General features: G+C 65.4%; 17 protein-coding genes. 7 read left to right on the top strand and 10 right to left on the bottom strand.

The window, feature by feature from the left end:
- Positions 1 to 49 precede the first annotated feature (49 nt).
- Complete coding sequence (locus ACSYG9_RS00755; protein WP_440125399.1) at positions 50 to 1780, top strand: FAD-dependent oxidoreductase; 1731 nt, start codon at positions 50 to 52, stop codon at positions 1778 to 1780.
- 36 nt (positions 1781 to 1816) lie between these two features.
- Here ACSYG9_RS00755 and ACSYG9_RS00750 read toward each other — a convergent pair whose 3' ends face one another.
- The gene (locus tag ACSYG9_RS00750; RefSeq protein ID WP_440125398.1) at positions 1817 to 2353 is read right to left on the bottom strand and encodes a hypothetical protein; all 537 of its coding nucleotides are present in this window, start codon (positions 2351 to 2353) and stop codon (positions 1817 to 1819) included.
- Positions 2354 to 2540: 187 nt separating this feature from the next.
- On the opposite strand from ACSYG9_RS00750, the gene ACSYG9_RS00745 reads away from it, so the two are divergent.
- A complete protein-coding gene (locus ACSYG9_RS00745; protein ID WP_454843054.1) occupies positions 2541 to 3122 on the top strand; it encodes a TetR/AcrR family transcriptional regulator in 582 nt (193 codons plus the stop codon).
- On the opposite strand, the gene ACSYG9_RS00740 is transcribed toward ACSYG9_RS00745, so the two are convergent.
- The 5 genes from ACSYG9_RS00740 to ACSYG9_RS00720 all read right to left on the bottom strand — a co-directional run bounded on the left by ACSYG9_RS00740 (position 3107) and on the right by ACSYG9_RS00720 (position 12070).
- A complete protein-coding gene (locus ACSYG9_RS00740) occupies positions 3107 to 3892 on the bottom strand; it encodes a DNA-formamidopyrimidine glycosylase family protein (protein WP_454840725.1) in 786 nt (261 codons plus the stop codon). The genes ACSYG9_RS00745 and ACSYG9_RS00740 overlap by 16 nt on opposite strands.
- Position 3893: 1 nt before the next feature.
- On the bottom strand, positions 3894 to 8459 hold the full coding sequence (locus ACSYG9_RS00735; RefSeq protein ID WP_454840723.1) for an ATP-dependent helicase: 4566 nt from the start codon (positions 8457 to 8459) through the stop codon (positions 3894 to 3896).
- A 52-nt stretch (positions 8460 to 8511) separates the two neighbouring features.
- Entirely contained in the window at positions 8512 to 9066 is a 555-nt protein-coding gene (locus ACSYG9_RS00730) for a hypothetical protein (RefSeq protein ID WP_440127491.1), read from the bottom strand.
- Between the two features lie 89 nt (positions 9067 to 9155).
- Positions 9156 to 10529, bottom strand: a complete 1374-nt coding sequence (locus tag ACSYG9_RS00725) for an FAD-linked oxidase C-terminal domain-containing protein (RefSeq protein WP_440125395.1) — start codon at positions 10527 to 10529, stop codon at positions 9156 to 9158.
- Entirely contained in the window at positions 10526 to 12070 is a 1545-nt protein-coding gene (locus ACSYG9_RS00720; protein WP_454840721.1) for an AMP-binding protein, read from the bottom strand. The genes ACSYG9_RS00725 and ACSYG9_RS00720 overlap by 4 nt, the downstream gene beginning before the upstream one ends.
- 107 nt (positions 12071 to 12177) lie before the next feature.
- On the opposite strand from ACSYG9_RS00720, the gene ACSYG9_RS00715 reads away from it, so the two are divergent.
- Complete coding sequence (locus ACSYG9_RS00715; protein ID WP_454840720.1) at positions 12178 to 12435, top strand: DUF7218 family protein; 258 nt, start codon at positions 12178 to 12180, stop codon at positions 12433 to 12435.
- A gap of 40 nt (positions 12436 to 12475) precedes the next feature.
- Here ACSYG9_RS00715 and amaB read toward each other — a convergent pair whose 3' ends face one another.
- Entirely contained in the window at positions 12476 to 13981 is a 1506-nt protein-coding gene (amaB, locus tag ACSYG9_RS00710) for an L-piperidine-6-carboxylate dehydrogenase (RefSeq protein WP_454840718.1), read from the bottom strand.
- 35 nt (positions 13982 to 14016) lie between these two features.
- Here amaB and ACSYG9_RS00705 point away from each other — a divergent pair, with 35 nt between their 5' ends.
- Both ACSYG9_RS00705 and lat read left to right on the top strand, forming a co-directional pair.
- Positions 14017 to 14466 carry an AsnC family transcriptional regulator gene (locus ACSYG9_RS00705; RefSeq protein ID WP_440125391.1) on the top strand — a complete coding sequence of 150 codons (450 nt, stop codon included), beginning with the start codon at positions 14017 to 14019 and terminating at the stop codon, positions 14464 to 14466.
- Positions 14467 to 14534: 68 nt separating this feature from the next.
- A complete protein-coding gene (gene lat / locus ACSYG9_RS00700; protein WP_454840717.1) occupies positions 14535 to 15872 on the top strand; it encodes an L-lysine 6-transaminase in 1338 nt (445 codons plus the stop codon).
- A gap of 31 nt (positions 15873 to 15903) precedes the next feature.
- Here lat and ACSYG9_RS00695 read toward each other — a convergent pair whose 3' ends face one another.
- Positions 15904 to 17508 carry a protein kinase domain-containing protein gene (locus ACSYG9_RS00695; RefSeq protein ID WP_454840716.1) on the bottom strand — a complete coding sequence of 535 codons (1605 nt, stop codon included), beginning with the start codon at positions 17506 to 17508 and terminating at the stop codon, positions 15904 to 15906.
- Positions 17509 to 17580: 72 nt separating this feature from the next.
- Positions 17581 to 19398: an ATP-binding protein gene (locus ACSYG9_RS00690; RefSeq protein ID WP_454840715.1), complete on the bottom strand. Its 1818-nt coding sequence runs from the start codon at positions 19396 to 19398 to the stop codon at positions 17581 to 17583.
- A 471-nt stretch (positions 19399 to 19869) separates the two neighbouring features.
- Here ACSYG9_RS00690 and ACSYG9_RS00685 point away from each other — a divergent pair, with 471 nt between their 5' ends.
- Positions 19870 to 20187: a tail fiber domain-containing protein gene (locus ACSYG9_RS00685; protein ID WP_440125387.1), complete on the top strand. Its 318-nt coding sequence runs from the start codon at positions 19870 to 19872 to the stop codon at positions 20185 to 20187.
- Between the two features lie 226 nt (positions 20188 to 20413).
- Positions 20414 to 20788, top strand: a complete 375-nt coding sequence (locus ACSYG9_RS00680) for a pyridoxamine 5'-phosphate oxidase family protein (RefSeq protein WP_440125386.1) — start codon at positions 20414 to 20416, stop codon at positions 20786 to 20788.
- Positions 20789 to 20864: 76 nt separating this feature from the next.
- Here ACSYG9_RS00680 and ACSYG9_RS00675 read toward each other — a convergent pair whose 3' ends face one another.
- On the bottom strand, positions 20865 to 22097 hold the full coding sequence (locus ACSYG9_RS00675; protein WP_454840713.1) for a DUF222 domain-containing protein: 1233 nt from the start codon (positions 22095 to 22097) through the stop codon (positions 20865 to 20867).
- Positions 22098 to 22176 lie beyond the last annotated feature (79 nt).

Genomic DNA, 22176 nt, shown 5'->3' with positions numbered 1-22176 from the left:
AACCTACTAGCGTTGTACAGGACATGTCGGCGACTGAGGGAGTGGCGCGGTGACCAACCGATCAGGTGTGCAGATTCTCGGTCCGCAGCAGCGCGAGGACGCATGGCGACGCCTCGGCGGCGAGCAGTTCGACATCGTGGTGATAGGCGGCGGTGTCGTCGGGGCGGGAACTGCTCTCGACGCCGCGACCCGTGGCCTGCGCGTGGCACTCGTCGAGGCACGGGACTTCGCGTCCGGCACGTCGAGCCGGTCGTCGAAGATGTTCCACGGGGGCCTGCGGTATCTCGAGCAACTGGAATTCGGCCTGGTCCGCGAGGCGCTGCGCGAACGCGAACTGTCGCTGTCCACGCTCGCGCCGCACCTGGTCAAGCCGCTGAAGTTCCTGTTCCCCCTCACCCATCGCGGTTGGGAGCGCCCCTACATGGCGGCGGGCATCTTCCTCTACGACCGGATGGGCGGAGCGAAATCAGTTCCCGCGCAGAAACATCTGACACGTGCGGGCGCACTGCGAATGGCGCCGGGACTCAAACGCAATTCCCTCGTCGGTGGGATCCGCTACTACGACACGGTTGTGGACGACGCCCGCCACACCATGACGGTGGCGCGGACTGCGGCCCAGTACGGCGCGGTGGTGCGAACCTCGACCCAGGTCGTCGGCTTCCTGCGTGAGGCCGACCGCGTGTCGGGTGTGAGAGTGCGCGACAGCGAGGACGGCTCTGTCACCGAAGTGCGTGCCCACGTGGTCATCAACGCGACCGGCGTGTGGACCGACGAGATCCAGGCATTGTCGCGTGAACGCGGCCGATTCCGGGTGCGCGCATCGAAGGGCGTGCACATCGTGGTTCCGCGCGACCGCATCGTGAGCGACTCGGCGATCATCCTGCGGACCGAGAAATCGGTGCTGTTCGTCATTCCGTGGGGAAACCACTGGATCATCGGCACCACCGACACCGACTGGAACCTCGACCTCGCACATCCCGCCGCGACGAAGGCCGACATCGACTACATCCTCGACCACGTCAACAGTGTGCTCGTCGTCCCGCTCACCCACGACGACATCGACGGTGTCTACGCGGGCCTGCGTCCGTTGCTGGCAGGGGAGAGCGACGAAACCTCGAAACTGTCGCGCGAACATGCGGTCGCCCGTGTCTCGCCGGGCCTGGTAGCGATCGCAGGGGGCAAGTACACGACCTACCGGGTGATGGCCGAAGACGCGGTGGATCTCGCGGCCGAGGACATTCCGGCCCGCATTGCGCCGTCGATCACCGAGAAGGTGCCGCTGCTGGGTGCGGACGGATACTTCGCCCTGGTCAATCAGACGATGCACCTTGCTGAGCAGCACAACCTCCACCCGTACCGGGTCAAGCATCTCCTCGACCGGTACGGCTCACTGGTCGAGGACGTACTCGCGTGCGCGGAGGGCAGGCCCGAATTGCTGGAGCCGATCACCGACGCCCCGCTGTATCTCCAGGTCGAGGCCGTCTATGCGGCATTCGCCGAGGGCGCGCTCCATCTCGAGGACATCCTCGCCCGCCGGACCCGCATCTCGATCGAGTATCCGCACCGGGGCGTGCATTGCGCGGAACAGGTCGCGCATCTCGTAGCGCCGATCCTCGGCTGGAACGAGGCAGCGATCGACCGGGAGGTCGAGACGTATCGGGCCCGGGTCGAGGCAGAGGTCGATTCGCAGAGCCGGCTCGACGACGAATCCGCTGATGCGTTGCGCGCGGCCGCTCCGGAGGCGCGCGCCGAGATCCTCGAACCGGTCCCTGTGAAGTGAGCAGTGTCTTCGAAGTGATCAGTGTCTTCGAAGTGATCAGTGCGTGAGCAGGACCTTGATCACCACGATCGTCGCCCCCACGAGGGCGAGCGCGCCTGCAGTCATCAGCAGTCGAGTGCTGGGACGCTCACCGTTGAGTCGTCCGATCACGAACGCGATGCCGCCGATTCGCACCAGGACCGCAAGCTCCGCCAGCAGCTGAGCGGTACGCGGCTCGATCCAGCCGAGCCAACCGATCGCGAGGACGACGCACGGGACCACTGCAGAGGTGAGAATCGGCACGGAGTCGCGTACTTCGGCCCGCCGTTCGGCTGCGGTGAGGCGGCTGCCCTGCCGGACGCTGTGCCCCACCGATTCCGCAAAGGCGTGCGCCACGAACGTCGACAGGGCGGTGCCGAGGACGATCGCGATTCCGACGTAGTTCGGTCCGGGGACAATCGGGATGAGCACTGCCAGCACCAGTACGTTGCCATAGACATACGCGCTGATGCGACTGGCGGCATTGTTACGGTCGAGCGGCGCATCGCGGGAGAACAACGGCCCGTGGAGTAGCGCGTTGGCGTCGAGTCCCATATCGACAGCGTGGCATGAGTCGGCGAAAATCTCAGCGTTGTTCGGAAAGGTCCTGTCGTCTCGGCCGACGTCGGCTCAGCTCCCGGCGAAGGACTCTGACTACGTATGTTGCCAGAGTAGGATCCGATCACACGTAGTCGACGACGGGAATCGCACAGTGGACACCACGCGCCGAAGCTGGGCGGGTATCGGCCTGGACGAGCGTCGGCGTGTCCGAAGGGAACGTCTCCTCGACGCGGGGATCGCCCTCATCGGCGCGCCCGACGGATCCGCCGCGAATGTGCGCGCGGTGTGCCGGGCAGCCGAACTCACCGAACGCTACTTCTACGAGAGCTTCACCGACCGCGACGCATTCGTCCGGGCGGTGTACGGGCTCGTGGGTGACCGCGCCCGCGACGTGCTCGTCGCGGCAGTGAGCTCAGCGGCGCACGCCCGCCGGGCGGAAGCAGCGGTCCGGGCATTCGTTGCCCTGATGGTCGACGAGCCGGCGATGGGTCGCGTACTACTGCTCGCACCGCTGCGCGAACCCGCAATCAGCGGCAGAGGCGTCGAACTCGCACCGGTGTTCGTCGCACTCGTCAGCGCCCAACTCACCGAGATCGGTGACGACGCCGTCCGCAACATGGTGGCTGTAGGACTCGTCGGAGCCTTGACCAGCTTGTTCATGGGGTACCTCGAAGGGGCGATCGCCGTCCCACGGGAAACGTTCGTGCAACACTGCGTTGCGCTTCTCGAGCGCGCCGCGCACGACGCTCAGCGCAGGAGCTGACACCCAGGGCAGCGGTAGACCACGCGATCGGGATCGGATGGACCGGCCAGGCGTCCCGATTCGATGGGCCGCCCACAGCGCAGACATGGCCTGCCGGCGCGTCCATACACCCACAGCCCACGACCCCGGCGCGCATCGCCGGTCGTGACCCGCGAAGTCCTGTTCCGGTTGGCGTACAACACACGGTGGGCGAGTTCTGCCCAGCCGGCCGGGTCGCCGGCCTCTCGTACCGGTGTCGCAGGATCGACGCCGCGCAGGAAGCACAGCTCACTACGGTAGACGTTGCCCACCCCGGCCATGATGCGCTGGTCGAGCAGTGCAAGCCCGATCGGGCGGGCAGGATCACGCATGAGATTGACGGCCGCAAGCACCGGATCCCAGTCCGGTCCGAGCAGATCCGGTCCGAGGTGCCCCACGGCGTCGCTCTCCTTCTCTCGGGGCAGCACTTCGACGATGCCGAGATCGAACCCCACCGCCTGCACGTGTTCGGTGCCGAGTACCGCACGAGCCTGGAAACCCGGCTTGCGCCAGCGTGTTCCGCGCTCATACACGTGCCACTGACCGTCCATCATCAAATGCGAGTGAAAAGTGTGATGCGGCAAGCGAACCAGAATGTGCTTGCCTTGTGCGGCCACTTCCTCCACTGTTTCACCGGTGAGATCGACAGTCGCGAAGCGGGGAACCCGAAAATCGCTTTCGGTCAGGATGTTTCCCGCAAGCGCCGCGTGCAGTCGTGCAGCGGTCTGGAACACCGTATCGCCTTCGGGCACGTCAGGACCTCAACCGATATCCGCGCGGTGTCGCGGAGAACCCGGCTTCGCCGAGCAGTTCCGCGAGGGCATGACCGTGGATCGAGACACCATCGATCTTCTCGACCACGATCTTGTCGACGCCACCGTTCTTGACGGTGTGAGCGAGCGACGCGAATGCGGTGCGGAGCCGACCGGGATCGTCGGTGAAGGTGAGCAGAGTGCGCCCACCGCGCTCGACGAACACTACGAGGCTCCCGTCGACCAGTACCACAAGGCCACCGGCCTTCCGGCCAGGCCGGTGCTTCGACGTGCTCGCCGCCGCTGCAGCTGCCTTGGGCCACGGGAGTGCGGCGCCGTACGGATTGGCGGGATCGCAGGCGGCGAGCGTCACCGCCTCGGTGCGGGTGTGGCGACCCTCGAGGGAATCGGAGAACGAGCGCAGCCGATCCACCACGTCCGGGGTCGAGAACTGTGCGCCGCCGAGAGAATCGACGAAGTACCCCCGTCGGCAGCGCCCCGTTTCCTCGAACCGGCTGAGCACCTTGTACATGAGCGCAAACCCCCCGGGGACGGCCTCGCTCGTCACGGCGCCCCGGGTCACCACGCCGTACCGCTCGAGGAGCAGTTCGGCAGTTGTGTGCGCCCGCACCGTCGGGTCGGTCTCACGCTCGGGTAGCAGCGACCACCGGCCCGCAACGGTCGGCGGCCCAGTCCGTGACGGAACGGTCGGACGCGCCCGATACATGCGGGCCCGCGGAGCCCTCCGCGGCACACGATGCGCGGGGGTGGCACGTGATGTGTCGCCGATGAGCGCGCGGAGCGGTGCGAGTGTGTCGCCCGCGATGTGCCCACTCCAGACCAGATCCCACATCGCAGCACTCAGAGCCGTATCGGTCGCGTCCGGTTCGAGCGCTTTCACTGCGTCCCCGAGTTGCCGTACGAAGTATGCGCCCCCACCCGAGAGGGCCTCCAGGATCGCCCGGTGGATGCCCGTCAGCTCGATCTCCTCGGCAGGAGCGAGTGTGGCGGGGGCGAGGTCGGCGGGATGTAGCGAGATCCAGCCGTCCTTTCCCGAGATCGAGCCGACGCCGGACCAGATGATCTCGCCGTTCGACGTCAACTCGTCGAGCATCGCGGGCGAGTAATCGCGTACCCGCGGCGCAAGGATCAGCGGTTCGAGGGCGCTCGCCGGGATCGGCACACCCGCGATCTGCTCGGCGACGGCTGCGACACCATCGAGACCGTAGAGCGCGCTCGCGCCGGGCCCGCGTCCGAGATGGTGCCAGTCGGGCAGGAAACGGCCGAGGGTTGCGGTGCTCACCGGCTCGACCTCGTGGCGTGCCGCGGCCAGGGAGCGTCGACGCAGACGGCGCAGGACCTCGCTGTCGCACCACTCCGCTCCGGTGGCGCCGGGACGGAATTCACCCGAGGTGACGCGCTTGTCGTCGGCCAATCGCTGCAGAACGGATTCGACGACCGTCGCGCCGAGACCGAAGCGGGTCCCCGCTGCCGCCGTGGTGAACGGCCCGTGTGTGCGGGCGTAACGTGCGACGAGGTCGCCGAGTGGATCCGCGACCGGTTCGATAAATGCCGTGGGGACCCCGATCGGTAACGGCACTCCGAGCGCATCGCGCAATCGTGACGCGTCTTCGATTGCCGCCCACCACTTCCGGCCTGCGTACGACACCTGCAGAACGCGTCGCTGGGCCGACAGCTCGGCGAGCCACGGAGCAGGGTCGTCGGTACTGCGCTCCCGCAGTTCGGCATCGGTCGACGGCCCAAGCAAACGCACCAGATCCGCAACGCCCTCCGCATCCCGAGCACGCCGCTCAGGCACCAGGCGCTGCAATTCGAGTTCGGCCTGCTCGATCACGTCGGCGTCGAGCAAGTCGCGCAACTCGACCCGGCCGAGCAACTCCGCGAGCAACGTCGAATCCAGAGACAGCGCAGCCGCGCGCCGCTCGGCGAGCGGACTGTCGCCCTCGTAGAGGAACGCACCGACATAGTCGAACAGCAACGACGCGGCGAACGGTGACGCTGTGGGTGTCTCGACCTCGACGAGCCGGATCTGCCGCCGCGCGAGACGGCCGAGCAGGTCGCGCAGCGCGGGGAGGTCGTAGACGTCCTGCAGGCATTCGCGCACCGTCTCGAGCAGGATGGGGAAACTCGGGTACCGGCGGGCCACGTCGAGCAGTTGCGCGGAACGCTGACGTTGCTGCCACAGGGGCGCGCGTTTACCGGGGTTGCGCCGCGGCAACAGCAACGCGCGCGCCGAGCATTCACGGAACCGGGACGCGAACAGGGACGAGCCACCCACCTGTTCGGTGACCAGATCCTCGATCTCGTCCTGGTCGAAGACGAAGATGTCGGCGCCGGGCGGATCGTCCTCGGTGTCGGGTAGCCGGACGATGATGCCGTCGTCGGACGGCGAAGGATGTGCCTCGATGCCCAACCGGTCCAGCAGACGCGCCCCGACTGCGAGAGCCCACGGTGCGTGGACACGCAGACCGAACGGGGAATGCAGGACGAGACGCCAATCGCCCAGTTCGTCGCGGAAGCGCTCGACGACGAGGGTGCGATCGGTGGGGAGGTGGCCGGTGGCGGTGCGTTGCTCGTCGAGGAGGCCGATCAGATTTGCGGTCGCGTAGTCGTCGAGTCCGCCGGATCGGCATCGTGCGTCGGCGTCGTCGGGTGCAGCGTGGCCGAGCTCGCGGATGAACGCACCGAGCGCCGCGCCGAGTTCTGCAGGGCGTCCCTGGTTGTCGCCGTGCCAGAACGGCAGACGCCCGGCGCGGCCGAATGCGGGGGACACGAGCACCCGGTCGAAGGTGATCTCCTCGATTCGCCAGCTCGTCGCGCCGAGCGCGAAGACATCGCCGACCCGCGACTCGTAGACCATCTCCTCGTCGAGTTCTCCCACGCGGGTGTTCTTCTCGCCCACCATGTACACGGTGAACAAACCGCGGTCAGGGATGGTCCCGCCGGACGTGACGGCCAGTCGTTGTGCCCCGGGCCTGCCCGTCAGCGTGCCGTCGGTGCGGTCCCACACCACGCGGGGACGGAGTTCGGCGAACTCGTCCGACGGGTAGCGGCCCGAGAGCAGATCGAGCACCGATTCGTAGACGCCCCGCGACAGCGACGTGAACGATCCGCTCCGCCGGACAGTGTCGAACCAGTCGTCGACCCCGAGGGGTTCGAGTGCGGCCGCTGCCACGGTCTGCTGTGCGAGGACGTCGAGGGGATTCGCCGGGACCTGCAGGGCCTCGATGTGCCCGGCGACCATCCGCTCGACGGTGACGGCGCAATGGATCAGGTCGGTGCGGTGCTTGGGGAACAGCACTCCGCGTGAAGTCTCACCGACCTGGTGCCCGGCCCGCCCCACTCGTTGCAGCCCGCTCGCCACCGATGGTGGTGCCTCCACCTGGATGACGAGATCGACCGCGCCCATGTCGATACCCAGTTCGAGGCTCGAGGTAGCCACGACGCAGCGCAGCCGACCGGACTTCAGATCATCCTCGATGAGAGCGCGTTGGTCTTTGCTCACCGAACCGTGGTGGGCACGGGCAAGGACCGGTTCGGCGCCGTAGGTCACCTCGGTGGATGCGCCGAGGAGCGCCGGCGGCGCGGTCTCGCGGTCGACGGCGCTGCCGGTGCGTTCGGTGTAGATCTCGTTGAGCCGGCCGGTCAACCTTTCGGAGAGTCGGCGCGAATTCGCGAACACGATCGTCGAGCGGTGGGCGGTGACGAGATCGACGATCTGCTCCTCGACGTGCGGCCAGATCGACCCGGCCTGCGGCGTCGGTGACTCGGAATCGTCGTCGATACCGGATGTGCCCAACTCCGTCATGTCCTCGACCGGCACCTGGACCGTGAGCTCCCAGGTCTTGACTGCTGGAGGGGCGACGATCCGGATGGGCTCGCCCCCGACGAGGAAGCGGCCCACCTCCTCGTGCGGACGCACCGTTGCGGACAGTCCGATCCGCTGAGCGGGCTTCGGTAGGAGCAGGTCGAGACGTTCGAGGGACAGCGCCAGATGCGCGCCGCGTTTGGTCCCGGCGACAGCGTGCACCTCGTCGACGATCACTGATTCGACGCCTGCGAGTGTCTCGCGTGTGGCCGAGGTGAGCATGAGGAACAGTGATTCGGGGGTGGTGATGAGGATGTCGGGAGGTGTACGGGCGAGCTTGCGCCGGTCGGCCTGCGAGGTGTCGCCCGAGCGGACACCCACGGTGATCTCAGGCGGCGCCAGACCGAGCCGTTTCGCGGTCTGGGTGATGCCGACGAGCGGCGACCGGAGATTGCGCTCGACGTCGACCCCGAGTGCCTTGAGCGGCGAGATGTAGAGGACCCGGGTGCGGTGTTCGCGCGGTGAGTCGGATGTCTCCAGGGGGCGGGCAGCGAGCCGGTCGAGTGACCATAGGAACGCCGACAGCGTCTTGCCTGAGCCGGTGGGCGCGACGACGAGTGTGTGCGCACCCGACGAAATCGCATCCCACGCGCCGAGCTGCGCAGGTGTGGGCGCGTCGAATGCACCTCCGAACCACTCCCGGGTGGGCGCGGAGAAACGGGCGAGGACGTCGGTCACCAGTCCATGGTGCACCCGATGTCCGACAGTCTCGGGAATTACGCGTTGCCGGTCACTCCAGTGCGAACATGGCGAGCTGCGGGCAGTGCACATCCGCCCAGTGGTTCCTGCCGTTCTGCATCAACCTGCGGACGAGTTCGTGCGCCGCAGGCCGCCACGGGAGCGCATCGAACTGCTCGCGACTTGCCGGTATCTCACTCCACCCGATCGACACCTGATCGCCGCGACGGCGGAGACTCAGCGCGGGGGAGCTTGCCGTGATCCGATCGAAGTCGGCGCCGCACGACTGCTCGAGGATGCGTACGTCGACTGTCACGAAACCGCCGATCTGCCTGTCCTCGCGGACACTGGTATCGACGTACAAGCACGCGATCTCCTGGTCACCGGCATGGACACTGATCATCCGATGCCCCTTGTCCGATGCTCCGACCGACGGCAGACATACGACGGACCAGTACTCGCGTTCGCTGATGCGTGCATTCTCGATCGTCGAGCGGACATAGTCGCGCAACCACGCGGTGACGAAGTCGAATTCAGGGTAGAGCTCGAGCTCCCGATAGCGGGTGTCGCGCAATGGAAGATCGGTACCGGCCTCTGGCATACGCATGTTCACGCCCCGATTATGGCGTGTTCCCTGCCGCGGCGGCACCGAGGTGCGGAAAGGTGCTGTCGTGGGGTCGATCGGTCGGCCATTCGTCACAGGACAGCCCCTGGGTTGAGGATCGAGCGGGGGTCGAGGGCGTTCTTTATCAGGCGGGTCAACGCCATCACGTCGGGGCCCACCTGCTCCGGCAGCCAAGGTTTCTTGAGCCTGCCCACGCCGTGCTCCCCGGTGATAGTGCCGCCGAGGCCGATCGCGAGGTCCATGATCCGGCCGAACGCGGCGTGTGCCCGCTCCACCATCTTCTCGTCGCCGGGGTCGTAGACGACCAGCGGGTGGGTGTTTCCGTCTCCCGCATGCGCGATCACGGCAACCGTCACTTCGTTGCGATCGGCGATTTCCGCTACGCCGGCGACCAGGTCCGGGAGCATCGGCAACGGTACCCCCACATCCTCGAGGAGGAGGCTTCCGAGGCGTTCGACCGCGGGAATCGCCATCCGCCGCGCAGCGGTGAACGCAGCACCTTCATCAGGATCGGACGTGTCGAACACGTCGTGAGCCCCAGCGTCCCGGCACGCACGCACCATCACCTCGATTTCGTGTTCCGCGGCCGCACCCGGAGCGTCGGATTGTGCGATCAGCATGGCCTCGGCTCCGCGGTCCAGGTCCATCCGCAAGGCGTCCTCGACAGCGTTGATCGTGGTGCGGTCCATGAATTCGAGCATGGCCGGGCGAAGCGTTGCGGTGATCGCGATGACGGCGTCCGCCGCGGACTTCACCGACCCGAAGGTCGCAACCATCGTCGACGCCGGTGGTTGCGGTGGAATCAAGCGGAGCGTCACCTCGGTGATCACTCCGAGAGTGCCCTCGCTGCCCACGAACAGTTTCGTCAGCGATAGACCCGCAACGTCCTTGAGTCGGGGGCCACCGAGCCGCACTGCGGTGCCGTCGGCGAGAACCACTTCGAGCCCGAGCACGTAGTCGGAGGTCACCCCGTACTTGACGCAGCACAGCCCACCCGCATTGGTCGCGGCGTTGCCGCCGATCGAGCAGATCTCGAACGACGACGGATCCGGCGGATACCACAGGCCATGTTCGGCTGCGGCTGCCTTGACCTCGGCATTGAGCAGGCCCGGACCAGCGACGGCGGTGCGTGTGGCGGGGTCGATCGTGATGTCACGCATCTTCTCGGTGCTGAGAACGATTCCGTCGGCCAGACCGCCGGAGCCTCCGGACAGGCTCGTTCCGGCGCCGCGGGGCACCACCGGCACACGGTTCTCGTACGCCCACCGCAACGTGGTCTGCACATCAGCGGTGGAGGTCGCGCGGACGAGCGCGAGCGGCACGGCCGCGTCGGGGTCGAACGCACGATCGTGCCGGTATCCCGCGAGGATGTCGGGATCGGTGACGAGGACCCCGGCCGGGAGCTGCCCGGCCAGGGTCGTCGGGTCGGCAGGCGGTGACGTCACGACACAGCCGGAACGTAGCGGGCGCGCAGCTTGTGTTTGACGAGCTTGCCGGTCGGGGTGCGAGGCAGGTCGTCGGAGAAGTCGATGCTGCGCGGAGCCTTGAACTTCGACACCTTCGACCGCACGTACTCGAGTAGTTCTTGCTCGACCTCGGGTCCGGGTTCGACCCCTTCAGCGAGTTGCACAACAGCCTTGACCTCTTCGCCGAACTCGTCGTTCGGCACGCCGATGACCGCGACGTCGAACACCTTGGGGTGAAGGGTCAGAACGTTCTCGGATTCCTGCGGATAGATGTTCACACCGCCCGAGATGATCAGGAATGCTGCGCGGTCGGTGAGATACAGGAACCGATCCTCGTCCAGATACCCGATGTCGCCGCTGGTCGTCCACGTGGGGTGATCGGGATGTGTTGCCTTCTCGGTCTTCTCGGGGTCGTTGTGATACTCGAACGGACGCTCGTCGCGCTCCCACCACACCGTCCCGATCGATCCCGTGGGTAGTTCCTGGCCGTCCTCACCGCAGATCCGGACGTGCCCCATCACGCCGTCGTGACCGACCGAACCCGGACGAGCGAGGGCCTGTTCGGAGTTGATGAAGGTCGCGCCGGAGCCTTCGGTGGAGGCGTAGTACTCGTTGATCACCGGTCCCCACCACTCGATCATCGCCTGCTTGATCTCGGGTGGGCACGGTGCTGCAGCGTGAATTGCGACCGACATGCTCGACACGTCGTACTTCAGGCGGGTTTGCTCGGGAAGCTTGAGCATGCGCACGAACATAGTCGGCACCCATTGGCTGGCGGTGACCTCGTACCGATCGATCAGCGCAAGCGCTTCTTCCGCATCGAACCGATCCATGAGGATCACCGTGCCGCCCACCGACTGGATTGTGCCGCAGAACCGCAGTGGCGCAGCGTGGTACAGCGGTGCGGGACACAGGTACACCGTGTCCGAATCGAAGCCGTACATCGGGGTGAACACAGCTGTGTACGGGTCGGGAATGTCCTGGACCTGCCCGTCCGGCAGCTTCGGCTTGATGCCTTTGGGGCGGCCCGTGGTGCCGGACGAGTACAGCATGTCCTGACCGCGCGGCTGATCGTGCAGAGGTGTGGTGTCGAAGCGTTCGACGGCCCGCGCGTAATCCTCGAATCCAGGCAGCGTTCCGCCGTACGCGAGCCGGTGCTCTACGTTCGGATATGCGTCGGCAGAGGTGTCCACCGCGTCGGCGGCATTCGCGGAGACGATCAATGCCTTCGCGCCGCAGTCGTCGACCACATATGCGGCTTCGTGAGCGGTGAGGTGCCAGTTTACGACGGTGATGTACAGGCCGGAGCGCAGTGCAGCCCAGTACACCTCCATCACGCGGAGGTCGTTGTCGGAGATGAGGGCGACGTGATCACCAGGCTTCAGTCCGAGTTCGCGCAGGTATTTCGCGAGCCGGAGCGAGTTCTCGTCGAGTTGTCGGTAGGTCAATGACTCGCCGGTGGCGGGGCGCACGATAGCGGCCTTGTTCGGTGAGGTGGCGACGAAGTTACCTGGGTACATGCACCCTGGTTTATCACAGGTTGTGGCGCGCGCCACAGCGTCCGTTCCGGTGGGACGATTGAGTGTGGCACCGCGGGGTACCCGGCATGAACCGAAAGGAGACCGCAATGCCGAATCCGTCGATCAAGAACGAGAAGATGTACGAGGACCTCCGCGACGACGGTGCGTCCAAGGAGAAAGCTGCCCGCATCTCGAACGCCGCGGCGAATCGCGGAAAATCCGATGTCGGTCGCAAGGGAGGGAAAGCCGGGTCCTACGACGACTGGACTGTCGCCGATTTGAAGAAGCGCGCCAAAGAGCTGGGCTTGACCGGGTACTCCGACATGAAGAAGAGCGAGCTCATCGACGCGCTGCGTAACCATTGACGCAACGGGTGGCCACAGAACTTCGTCCGAACTCGACTGATCATCCGAACTCGACACCCTGGGCGAGTGGGAGCCCGTCGGAATAGTTCACAGTGTTGGTCGCGCGACGCATGTACGCCTTCCAGGAGTCGGAGCCGGATTCGCGTCCCCCGCCTGTTTCCTTCTCCCCGCCGAACGCGCCGCCGATCTCGGCGCCGGACGTGCCGATGTTCACGTTGGCGATACCGCAGTCCGAGCGCGCAAGGAAGCGCTCGGCCTCGCGTTGGTCGGTAGTGAAGATCGACGACGACAATCCCTGGGGAACATTGTTGTGCAGAGCGATCGCTTCGTCGAAGTCGTCGTAGGGGAGCACATACAGGACGGGTGCGAACGTCTCTTCACGTACGACGTCGGTCTGCATGGGCATCCGCAGGAGCGCTGGAGAGACGTAGACGCCGTCGCCCTGCACCTGCACCCGTTGCCCACCTGCTACGAGGATGCCCCCGTCGAGTTCGGCGCGGTCGAGGGCCGAGCGCATCGCATCGTAGGCGTGTGAGGAGATCAGCGGTCCCACGAGAACGCCCTCGTCGAACGGGTTCCCTACCCGGAGCCCGCGGTATACGGTCGCGAGGCGCTCCACGAGGTTGTCGATGACGGAGCGATGCACGATCAGCCGGCGCAGCGTGGTGCAGCGTTGTCCTGCGGTGCCTGCCGCGGCGAACACGACTCCCCGCACGGTCAGTTCCAGATCTGCCGAGGCGGTGACTATCGCGGCGTTGTTGCCACTGAGTTCGAGCAGGCAGCGGCCGAACCGTGCGGCGACCCGGGGCGCGACGATCCGTCCCATCCGGACCGAACCGGTGGCGCTGACCAACGCTATCCGTGGATCGTCGACGAGCGCTTCACCCGCGGTAGCGTCGCCGAGCAGGACATGATGCAGGCCGGCGGGCGCATCGACGTCCGCTGCGGCACGACGCAGCAGTGCGTCACACGCAAGAGCGGTCAGCGGAGTGGTCTCCGAGGGCTTCCACACCACAGGGTTGCCGCACACCAGCGCGATCGCCGTGTTCCAGGACCACACCGCCACCGGGAAGTTGAACGCGGATATCACACCGACTACACCGAGGGGGTGCCACGTCTCCATCAAGCGGTGGCCTGGTCGCTCGGAGGGCATGGTGCGTCCGTAGAGCTGCCGCGACAGGCCCACGGCGAAGTCGCACACGTCGATCATTTCCTGGACTTCGCCGAGTGCCTCGGACGGTATCTTTCCGACCTCGAGCGTGACGATCTCGGCGAGATCATGCTTGTGCTCGACGAGTAGATCACCGAACCGGCGGACGAGCCGACCTCGTACGGGAGCGGGGACGTTGCGCCACTGCTCGAACGCGTCTGCGGCAGCGTGTATCGCCGCATCGATCTGGGCCGCGGTGTGTGGTTCCAGCTGTGCGAGTTCGGTGCCGTCGATGGGTGTGGTCGCCGCCAGAGCACCATCGCCGTCGGGCAGCGTGGCGCCGCACTTCTGCACAGCGGTGCGCGCACGATTACTGAAAGTGTCCGTTGCATTCATCGGTGGGTCCTCTGTCGCTCGGTTAACCTGCGCTGGTGCCGGAATCTTCGAAAGAGTCGTTGGACGAGATCGATAGGTTGCTGTTGCGTGAACTGATTGCGGACGGACGCGCCACCTTGTCGGTGCTTGCTGAGAAGGCCGGGTTGTCGATTTCCGCGGTGCAGTCGCGAGTGCGCAGACTGGAGTCCCGGAACGTGATTCGCGGCTACACCGCGAAGGTGGACCCGGAAGCACTCGGCCTCATGCTGTCGGCGTATGTCGCGATCACCCCTCTCGACCCGTCCCAACCCGACGACGCGCCCGCACGTCTACGTCACATCGAAGCAATCGAATCGTGTCACTCGGTGGCGGGCGATGAAAGCTATATGCTCCTTGTGCGTGTTGCGACGCCGCGGGAACTCGAGTATCTCCTCCAAGAAATCCGCGCGACTGCGAATGTTGCCACTCGAAGCACAGTCGTGCTGCAGACATTTTACGAGAAGTGACATATCGACGCTTTGTTCTTCAATTGAAACTACGGCTGGGCTGAAAATGTTCGCGTACCCTCGCGGATATGAGCACTGCATTCCGTGATCGGGACGGTGCCGAAGTCGTGGCACCCGACCGGGTACACGCCGTCATCCGAGCGCACATGGTGGCCGACGGATTTCCCCTTGTCCTGGATCTCGAACGCTCGAGAGGGGTGCGCCTCGTCGACCGCCGCGACCGCACATGCTATCTCGACATGTTCGGCTTCTTCGCGTCGTCCGCTCTCGGGATGAACCACCCCGACATTGCCGACGATCCTGCGCTGCGGGACGAACTTGCCGCGGTTGCTGCCAACAAACCCAGCAACTCCGATATCTACACCGTGGTGATGGCCCGTTTCGTCGACGCATTCGCGCGAATACTCGGCGATCCGGCACTACCGCACCTGTTCTTCATCGACGGTGGCGCCCTCGCGGTCGAGAACGCACTCAAGGCCGCGTTCGACTGGAAGAGCCGGCTGAACGAATCGCACGGTCGCGATCCCGCACTGGGGACCAAGGTGCTGCACCTGACAGAAGCGTTCCACGGGCGCACCGGATACACGATGTCGCTGACCAACACCGATCCCGTCAAGACCGATCGCTTCCCGAAATTCGACTGGCCTCGCATCGATGCTCCGTACCTGCGTGACGGTGGCGCCGTCGAGGAGGACGAAGCACGCGCGCTCGCGCAGGCCCGTGCTGCTTTCACGAACAATCCCCACGACATCGCGTGCTTCATCGCCGAACCCATTCAAGGTGAAGGCGGCGATCACCATTTCCGGCCGGAGTTCTTCCAGGCGATCGCGGCACTCTGCCGCGAGCACGATGCACTGCTGGTCGTCGACGAGGTGCAGACCGGAGTCGGCATCACGGGAACGATGTGGGCGTACCAACAGTTCGGCATCGAGCCCGACATCGTTGCGTTCGGGAAGAAGACCCAGGTGTGCGGGATCATGGCCGGTGGGCGTCTCGACGAGGTTCCGGACAATGTCTTTGCGGTGTCTTCGCGGCTCAACTCCACCTGGGGTGGAAACCTTACCGACATGGTGCGTGCCCGCCGCATCTTCGAAGTGATCGAGCGCGATCGACTGGTCGATCGTGCGCGGACGACCGGTGCGCATCTGCTGGCTGCGTTGCGGCAGCTCGCGGCGCAGTATCCGATCGTCACCGAGCCGCGGGGCCGTGGGCTGATGTGCGCGATCACATTGCCATCACAGGAGTTTCGTGACCGAGTGCTCGCTCGTCTGTACCACGAGGAGCAGGTCCTCATGATCGGTTCGGGGCAGCGCGGCATCCGTTTCCGGCCGCCCCTGACCGTCACCTCCGAGGAACTCGACGAGGCGATCGCCGCGCTCGACAGGGTGCTCGCCACTGTCGCCTGAACAACTGCTGTCGTCTGAACAAGTGCTGTGATCAGGGTGTGCTTGCCTCGAGATGTCGTATCACCGCGAGCACGCGACGATGGTCCTCCGGTTCCGGATGCAGCCCGAGCTTGAGGAAGATCGACCGTATGTGCGCCTCGACGGTGCGTTCGCCGAGGAACAGTGTCGCACCGATCGCGCGATTGGATCGGCCCTGGGCCATGAGCGTGAGCACCTCGCGTTCCCGCGCCGACAGGTCGTCGATCGGCCTCGAATCAGAATGAGGGCGCGACACCATCCGGCTCACCACACCGGGATCGATCGCCGACCCGCCGTCGGCGACACGGTGGAGTGCGTCCACGAACTCGTCGATGTCGCCGACGCGATCCTTGAGTAGATATCCCACACTTGCTGCGCCGGTTGCCAACAGATCCATCACGTACTCGGATTCGACGTACTGCGACAGCAGTAGCACTGCGGTCTCGGGATATTCGGTGCGGATCGTTCGTGCGGCTTCGATGCCCTCGACGGTGTGGGTCGGCGGCATCCGGATATCGACGACGGCGATGTCGGGTCGAGTTCGTGCCACCGTATCGATCAAGGTCTGGACGTCGTCTGCTTCGCCGACCACGTCGAGACCCTCATCGGTGAGCAGGCTTCGGATCCCTTCCCGAAGAAGCACAGAGTCGTCGGCGAGAACGACACGCAAGGGGCTGGACCGCCGGCGCCGCGGACCGGTGCGAGCAGTAGGTGTGGTCGGTAAGGGCGACACCTGGGTGGGATCGAGCAGTGCGCCCGTATCGCGGTTCAGCACTGCCCGCGCAGCGTCGCAGAACGCCCGACACGTGTCGTACCGGTCGTTCCGGTTCTTCGCCAGTACCCGCGCAACGACGGCATCCATTGCCGGGCTGAGATCGGAACGCAGTGCACTCGGCCGCGGGATCGGGTCCCGGGCGTGTCCGTGCCACAACTGCGGGAGCGTCTCACCCGGGTACGGGGGTCGTCCGGTGAGCAGATGATAGAACGTGCAGCCGAGTGAATAGAGATCGGCGCGGGGATCGAGTTCCACCGTCGTGTCGAACTGCTCTGGTGCGGCGTTGTGCAGGCTCGCTACGAACACCCCGGTACGTGTGAGACGTCCCGGTTCGTCGAGGGCCTTTGCTATACCGAAATCCGTGAGTAGGACACGTTCTCGTTCACCGGGGCCGGCAGGTTCCACGATCAGGATGTTCGCCGGCTTGACATCGCGATGCAGAACGCCCGCGCGGTGCGCATAGTCGAGCGCTTTCCCGGTCTCGGTGATGATATGCAGGGCTCGTTCCACCGGCGTGGGGCCGGCAACGATCAGGTCGGCGGCGGTCGTTCCGGGTACGTACTGCATCGTGAACCACAGGCGGTCGTCGGTTCGTCCGCGGTCGTAGATCTGCACGATGTTCGGGTGTTCGAGGCGCGCCACATGCCCGGCTTCGCGTTCGAAGCGGGCGGCGACGTAGTCATCCGAGGTGAGACCGGAATGGAGAAGCTTCAGCGCAACCGTGCGCGGTAGGTGCGGGTGGGCCGCCAGATAGACGGCCCCCATACCGCCTACACCGAGCAACTTCTCGATTCTGTATCCGGCAAACACCGAACCGGCCTCCAGCCGACCGTTCACCGCCATCGCCTGCACCTTTCGCCGACGACCCCTCATCCATTGAACCGCGCGGCGCGGCGGTGCGGAAGTGTCGCTTGGTCAGCTGTCGGCGTCCGCGCGAAGCTGCAGCGTGACCGTCAAAGTCGTGCCGCAGCCGGTCGGGCTGTCGAGAGTGAAGCTGCCGCCGAGGGCTTCGGCACGATCCGACAGGCCGTCCAATCCGCCTCCGGGAACCCGCCGGGCGCCGCCCGATCCGTTGTCGGTGACGGTCAAGCGGAGCGTATCGCCCTCGCGGTACACCATGATTCTCACAAGGGTCGCGGACGAGTGCTTCGCGGCGTTGGTCACAGCTTCCGATGCGATGAGGTACGCGGCAAGTTCGACGTGGCTCGGCAACCGTGACTCGAGATCTTCGTCGATGCACACCGGAATCGGTGCTCGCTCGGCCATCGAGTTCAATGCGACCGCCAAACCTCGCTCGGCCAGCACCGGCGGGTAGACGCCACGCGCCAGGTCGCGCAGTTCCGTGAGTGCGGCGTTCAGCTCGGCAGCGCCGTCGGTGAGGAACGAGCGCATCTGCATACCGTCGTCGGTTCGCTGTGCCCGGCGGAGCAGCAGTGAGGCCGCTACCAGCCGTTGCTGAGCGCCGTCGTGCAGGTTGCGCTCGAGGCGGCGCCGTTGCACATCGCCCGCTGTGACGATGCGTTCGCGAGACCGGCGCACCTCGGCGAGCTGCTCCTCGAGGGCGCGCTGGAGGCGATCGTGGTCGAGGGCCAGGCTGGTTGCGCCACGCACCGCGGCGAGTAGTTCCGGCTGGGCTTCCAACGTGGCGTCGTAGACGAGCACCCCAGCGGGTGTTCCCTCGTGTTCGAGGAGGGTGAATCCCCGCGTGCGGGAGCGGCGGGGCAAGGTCTGCGGTTCGCCGTCGGAGTCGAGGTAGGTGCCGTCCGAGTATGTCCACAGGGCCAGGCTCGGGTCGTGCACGGCGCGGCGTAACGCATCGACGAAACCGACGTCGATGGGGATGTCGCCGATCTCGACCATCGCGTCGGTTACGGCCGCCCGGGTGAGCCGGTATCGGACGAGTCCGATCGCGACGGCGAGTGGGAACAGTGCGGCCCCGGGATAGCGCAGATTCAGAATCCAGGTATGGGGAGAGCCCGGAACTGCGATGGCGAGTGTGGCGATTGTGAGGAGTCCTGCAGCTGCGCATGCGATCCCGAGCGGCGCAAACCCCGCTCGATATGCCGGAGATCCCCGTTTCAAGCGGGCGACCACCACACCGACGAGGATCGCGGTGAGCACAACTGCCCCCGTACCGACACCGAGTTGGATCGCGTCGGAGATTTCGGGACCGTGCCGGATCAGCAGCAGATTCGTGGAGGTCGACGATTGTATCGACTCTGCGGCGCGCGGATCGAAGAACATCCATTCGGCCGCGACGCCGACCACAGCGAGTGCCCACGCGGCGCCGACGAACCACCGTTCCCAACGTTGCTGTAGGCGACCGGTGGGGAAACCGATCACAGCCTGGAGAAGTAACGGCAGATACAGGTTTGTTGCAACGATACCGACGGTGAATGCCACTGGGTTACTGGAGCGACGTAGCCCACCCAGAAGCCACAGCGCACCCGCAACGACGAGAAGCAGTCCGGTCAGATCGTGTGGGCGGTACGTCCACGCGACTGCGCCGGCGACGAGGAATGCCACTCCAGCGCAGACGAACAGTGCCATCTCGGTCGGACTGAATACCGGAAGATACGGGCCTTGTGCTGCTGCGAACGACTCGCGCGGTCCGAGAAGCAGACTGCGCGCGGGGTCGCGTCGTGCGATATCGGACCAGTCGACGGATGCCACCACCATCGCGACCAACGCAATGACGAGCCCGGACAGCAGAAGAATCGTGCGACGACTCATCGAGCCAGCCTCCTCACCGAACTGTTCCAGTCTCCTCTCCGGCACCTCACGACTCCACCGTGCTGCCACGGATGAGGCGGACCGTGGCCGCGCGGGGAACAAATGTGGGGTCCGCACGGATTCGCCGTGCAGATTGTCAGCGGAGAGTTGGTGTCGTGGCCGGAATGGCCGGCACATTCACCAGATGCGGCAAGCGCCGTACAGTCCGAGGAGTAACCATGGACCTGTTCACGATCATCGTCACCGCGTTGACGAACTTCTTTGCGCTGCTGGTTCCCAGTGACGCGACCATCAAGCACGACGTCCAGGCGGTCGAGCGGTAAAGGAAGAGTTCCCGTGACACTCACGAATGAGCGTGACCGAAAAGATATCGAGAGGAGACTCCCCGAGCTCCCCGGGCAGTGGATTTCCACGGCCCGGGGGCGCCGGCGCGCTCGACTCTCGGCACGTAGCCGGCATCCGGTTGCGTGGATGCGGTCAATTGCCACCCGCAGACGTGGAATTCCGGCGCAAACACCGGTCAGTGCCGACGAAATTCTCGTTCGACTGGGCGAATTGCCGCTCAGCGTATGGACGTACGGGTTCGACCACCACTCGGTCCGGCACCTCGGCCCCATGGCCCAGGATTTTGCTGCAGCGTTCGGGCTCGGATTCTCCGAACGACATATCCCCGTCGTCGACGCCAACGGTGTGTGCATGGCCGCAATTCAGGCGTTGTATCGCAGAGTCGTAACCCTCGAACTAGCGCTCGACGAATCGCGTCGATCACTCGACGAATCGGCATTGTGACTTCACTCAGCGACGGGCGTCTCGGGCGTTGCAGAAGCATTGAAGGGATATGACAACACATTCGCTGCACATCGCCCGGAGAGATGCGAATGTTGTGGCCCGCGGGACCGATGACCTGCTTTTGGCAGGCCGTCGGGTGGCTGTGGGTACCGGCGTGAATTTCGGTAGCGCGTGCCCGGTGTCCTGACGTTGACCTCGGGCGCGCCGAGGGCGCACTCTTGGCGCCATGAGCATCAAGGTCGACCTCGACGCACTCGACGCCGCGCTCGGTGACTTCGAGTACGCCTACCTGCTGACCACCGGTACCGACGCCAAGCCACACGCGGTTGTGGTGACTCCGGTCCTCGTCGATGGTGTGTTCCGCATCGGCGAGCCGGGTCGCCGGACCGGCGCCAACGCGCAGGTGCATCCGGGCGTCTCACTCGTGTACCCACCGGCGATCCCGGGCGGATACTCGTTGATCGTCGACGGGAAGGCGGAACTGGATGGGTCGGTGCTGCATGTCCGGCCGACCTCTGGAGTGCTGCACCGGCCTGCCACCGCCGAGCATCCCGCGACGAACCCTGGGTGTGATGCCGACTGCAGACCACTGGCGAACTAGAAGTAAAGCCAGCCACCGTTACCAGGGCACACGAGTGCCCTGGTAACGGTGGCTGATTCTGTGTTCTGTGGTGGAGCTACGCGACCAGATCCGGCCTGTTCCCCGGTATCGGTTTACGGAACACATCCACACTCACGGGCGGGATGAACTGCGGCCGACGCTCGCTGGTCATCTCCACCTCCCACTCGGTGTGATGCATCAACCGATGATGATGACCACAGAGCAATACCAGATTGTCGAGATCGGTATCACCACCATCGACCCAATGGCGAAGATGATGCGCATCCGCCCACGCCGGTGGTGACGAACACCCCGGGAAAGCGCATCCACCGTCACGGACTGCCAGGGCACGTCGCTGCTCCCGACTCGCGGTGCGGCGGGTCTGCCCGTGCGCGAGCGGCACCCCGTGTTCGTCGAGAAGGATCCGGGTGACCTGACAATCACACGCAAGCATCCGGGCAGCGTCGATCGACAACGGCCCGGCCCACGGCTCGGTCGCATATCCATGCTCGGGACTGTTCGCGAATAGTTCTTTCACCGCAGTGTTGGTCGTCAGGTCGTTGATCGACGCGGTGACCGTCACGTGCGGTTTCACGCCGCCTTCGACCGGGACGAGTCCGGCGGCTTCGACGAACTGAAGGAGTTGATCGAACCCGTCGGCGTTGCGTTTCGACGCCGGCCGATCGTCCTTGACGCCATTTACCTCCGGTCGTGGTGTGGCCAGCGGGGACAGCAGATGCCGCAGACGCGCGCCGGTGAGCGCGTCGAACTCGCCTTTGATGACGACCCGGCCGTGCCAGGTGGTCGAGACGAACAGTTCGTTGCGTGAAGAGTCTTCACCCGGTGGTGGTCCGTCGCCGGTGCCAAAGAGGTGTTCGAGTCGGCGGATCAATGCCCGCACGGTCGCTGTGGTCGCGACCTTCTTGCTGGCGTGCTCGATGAGGATGTCGCGGGCCTTCTCGAACTCGCAGGGGTTCATGGTGCGGGGGTAGTGCTGGCAGAAGTAGGCGATCTGCCGTGCCTTCTGTGCATCGAGAAGGCCGGATGAATAGGCTTCGCGCACTTCCGGTTCCAACCGTAAGAGCCGAGCGAGTGTTTCGATGCGGTGGCATTCCCCGAGTTCGAGGTTGGTGGCGGCGCACAGCCAGTGGGCGGGGCTGCGGTAGCCGTGCTCTTTGACGGTGTCGCGTTCGATCATCGCGATGATCAGATCCAGGCGGTGTGCCTGCCAGGTATGGATTTCGGCGGAGACGGCGAGCGTCTCGGCCATGAGTTGTGTGTCGTTGTATTTCCAGAGGTCCCCACCCATGATCGAAGTCTATCGAACATACAAGCGATATACAAGGAAAATCGAACAATTGATCTACTGCAACGAAAGGTGGGACCGT

The sequence above is a fragment of the Rhodococcus sp. SJ-2 genome (assembly GCF_053750035.1).
Note: the sequence above shows the minus strand (reverse complement) of the source record. Positions and strands in the feature narration are given on the sequence as shown.

What these genes read in the sequence shown, in the direction of transcription:
- ACSYG9_RS00750 (WP_440125398.1), bottom strand. Translation starts at nt 2,353, where the DNA reads ATGGGACTCGACGCCAACGCGCTACTCCACGGGCCGTTGTTCTCCCGC.
- ACSYG9_RS00730 (WP_440127491.1), bottom strand. Translation starts at nt 9,066, where the DNA reads ATGCGTATGCCAGAGGCCGGTACCGATCTTCCATTGCGCGACACCCGC.
- ACSYG9_RS00720 (WP_454840721.1), bottom strand. Translation starts at nt 12,070, where the DNA reads ATGTACCCAGGTAACTTCGTCGCCACCTCACCGAACAAGGCCGCTATC.
- ACSYG9_RS00715 (WP_454840720.1), top strand. Translation starts at nt 12,178, where the DNA reads ATGCCGAATCCGTCGATCAAGAACGAGAAGATGTACGAGGACCTCCGC.
- amaB (WP_454840718.1), bottom strand. Translation starts at nt 13,981, where the DNA reads ATGAATGCAACGGACACTTTCAGTAATCGTGCGCGCACCGCTGTGCAG.
- lat (WP_454840717.1), top strand. Translation starts at nt 14,535, where the DNA reads ATGAGCACTGCATTCCGTGATCGGGACGGTGCCGAAGTCGTGGCACCC.
- ACSYG9_RS00695 (WP_454840716.1), bottom strand. Translation starts at nt 17,508, where the DNA reads ATGGCGGTGAACGGTCGGCTGGAGGCCGGTTCGGTGTTTGCCGGATAC.
- ACSYG9_RS00690 (WP_454840715.1), bottom strand. Translation starts at nt 19,398, where the DNA reads ATGAGTCGTCGCACGATTCTTCTGCTGTCCGGGCTCGTCATTGCGTTG.
- ACSYG9_RS00685 (WP_440125387.1), top strand. Translation starts at nt 19,870, where the DNA reads ATGCGGTCAATTGCCACCCGCAGACGTGGAATTCCGGCGCAAACACCG.
- ACSYG9_RS00680 (WP_440125386.1), top strand. Translation starts at nt 20,414, where the DNA reads ATGAGCATCAAGGTCGACCTCGACGCACTCGACGCCGCGCTCGGTGAC.
- ACSYG9_RS00675 (WP_454840713.1), bottom strand. Translation starts at nt 22,097, where the DNA reads ATGGGTGGGGACCTCTGGAAATACAACGACACACAACTCATGGCCGAG.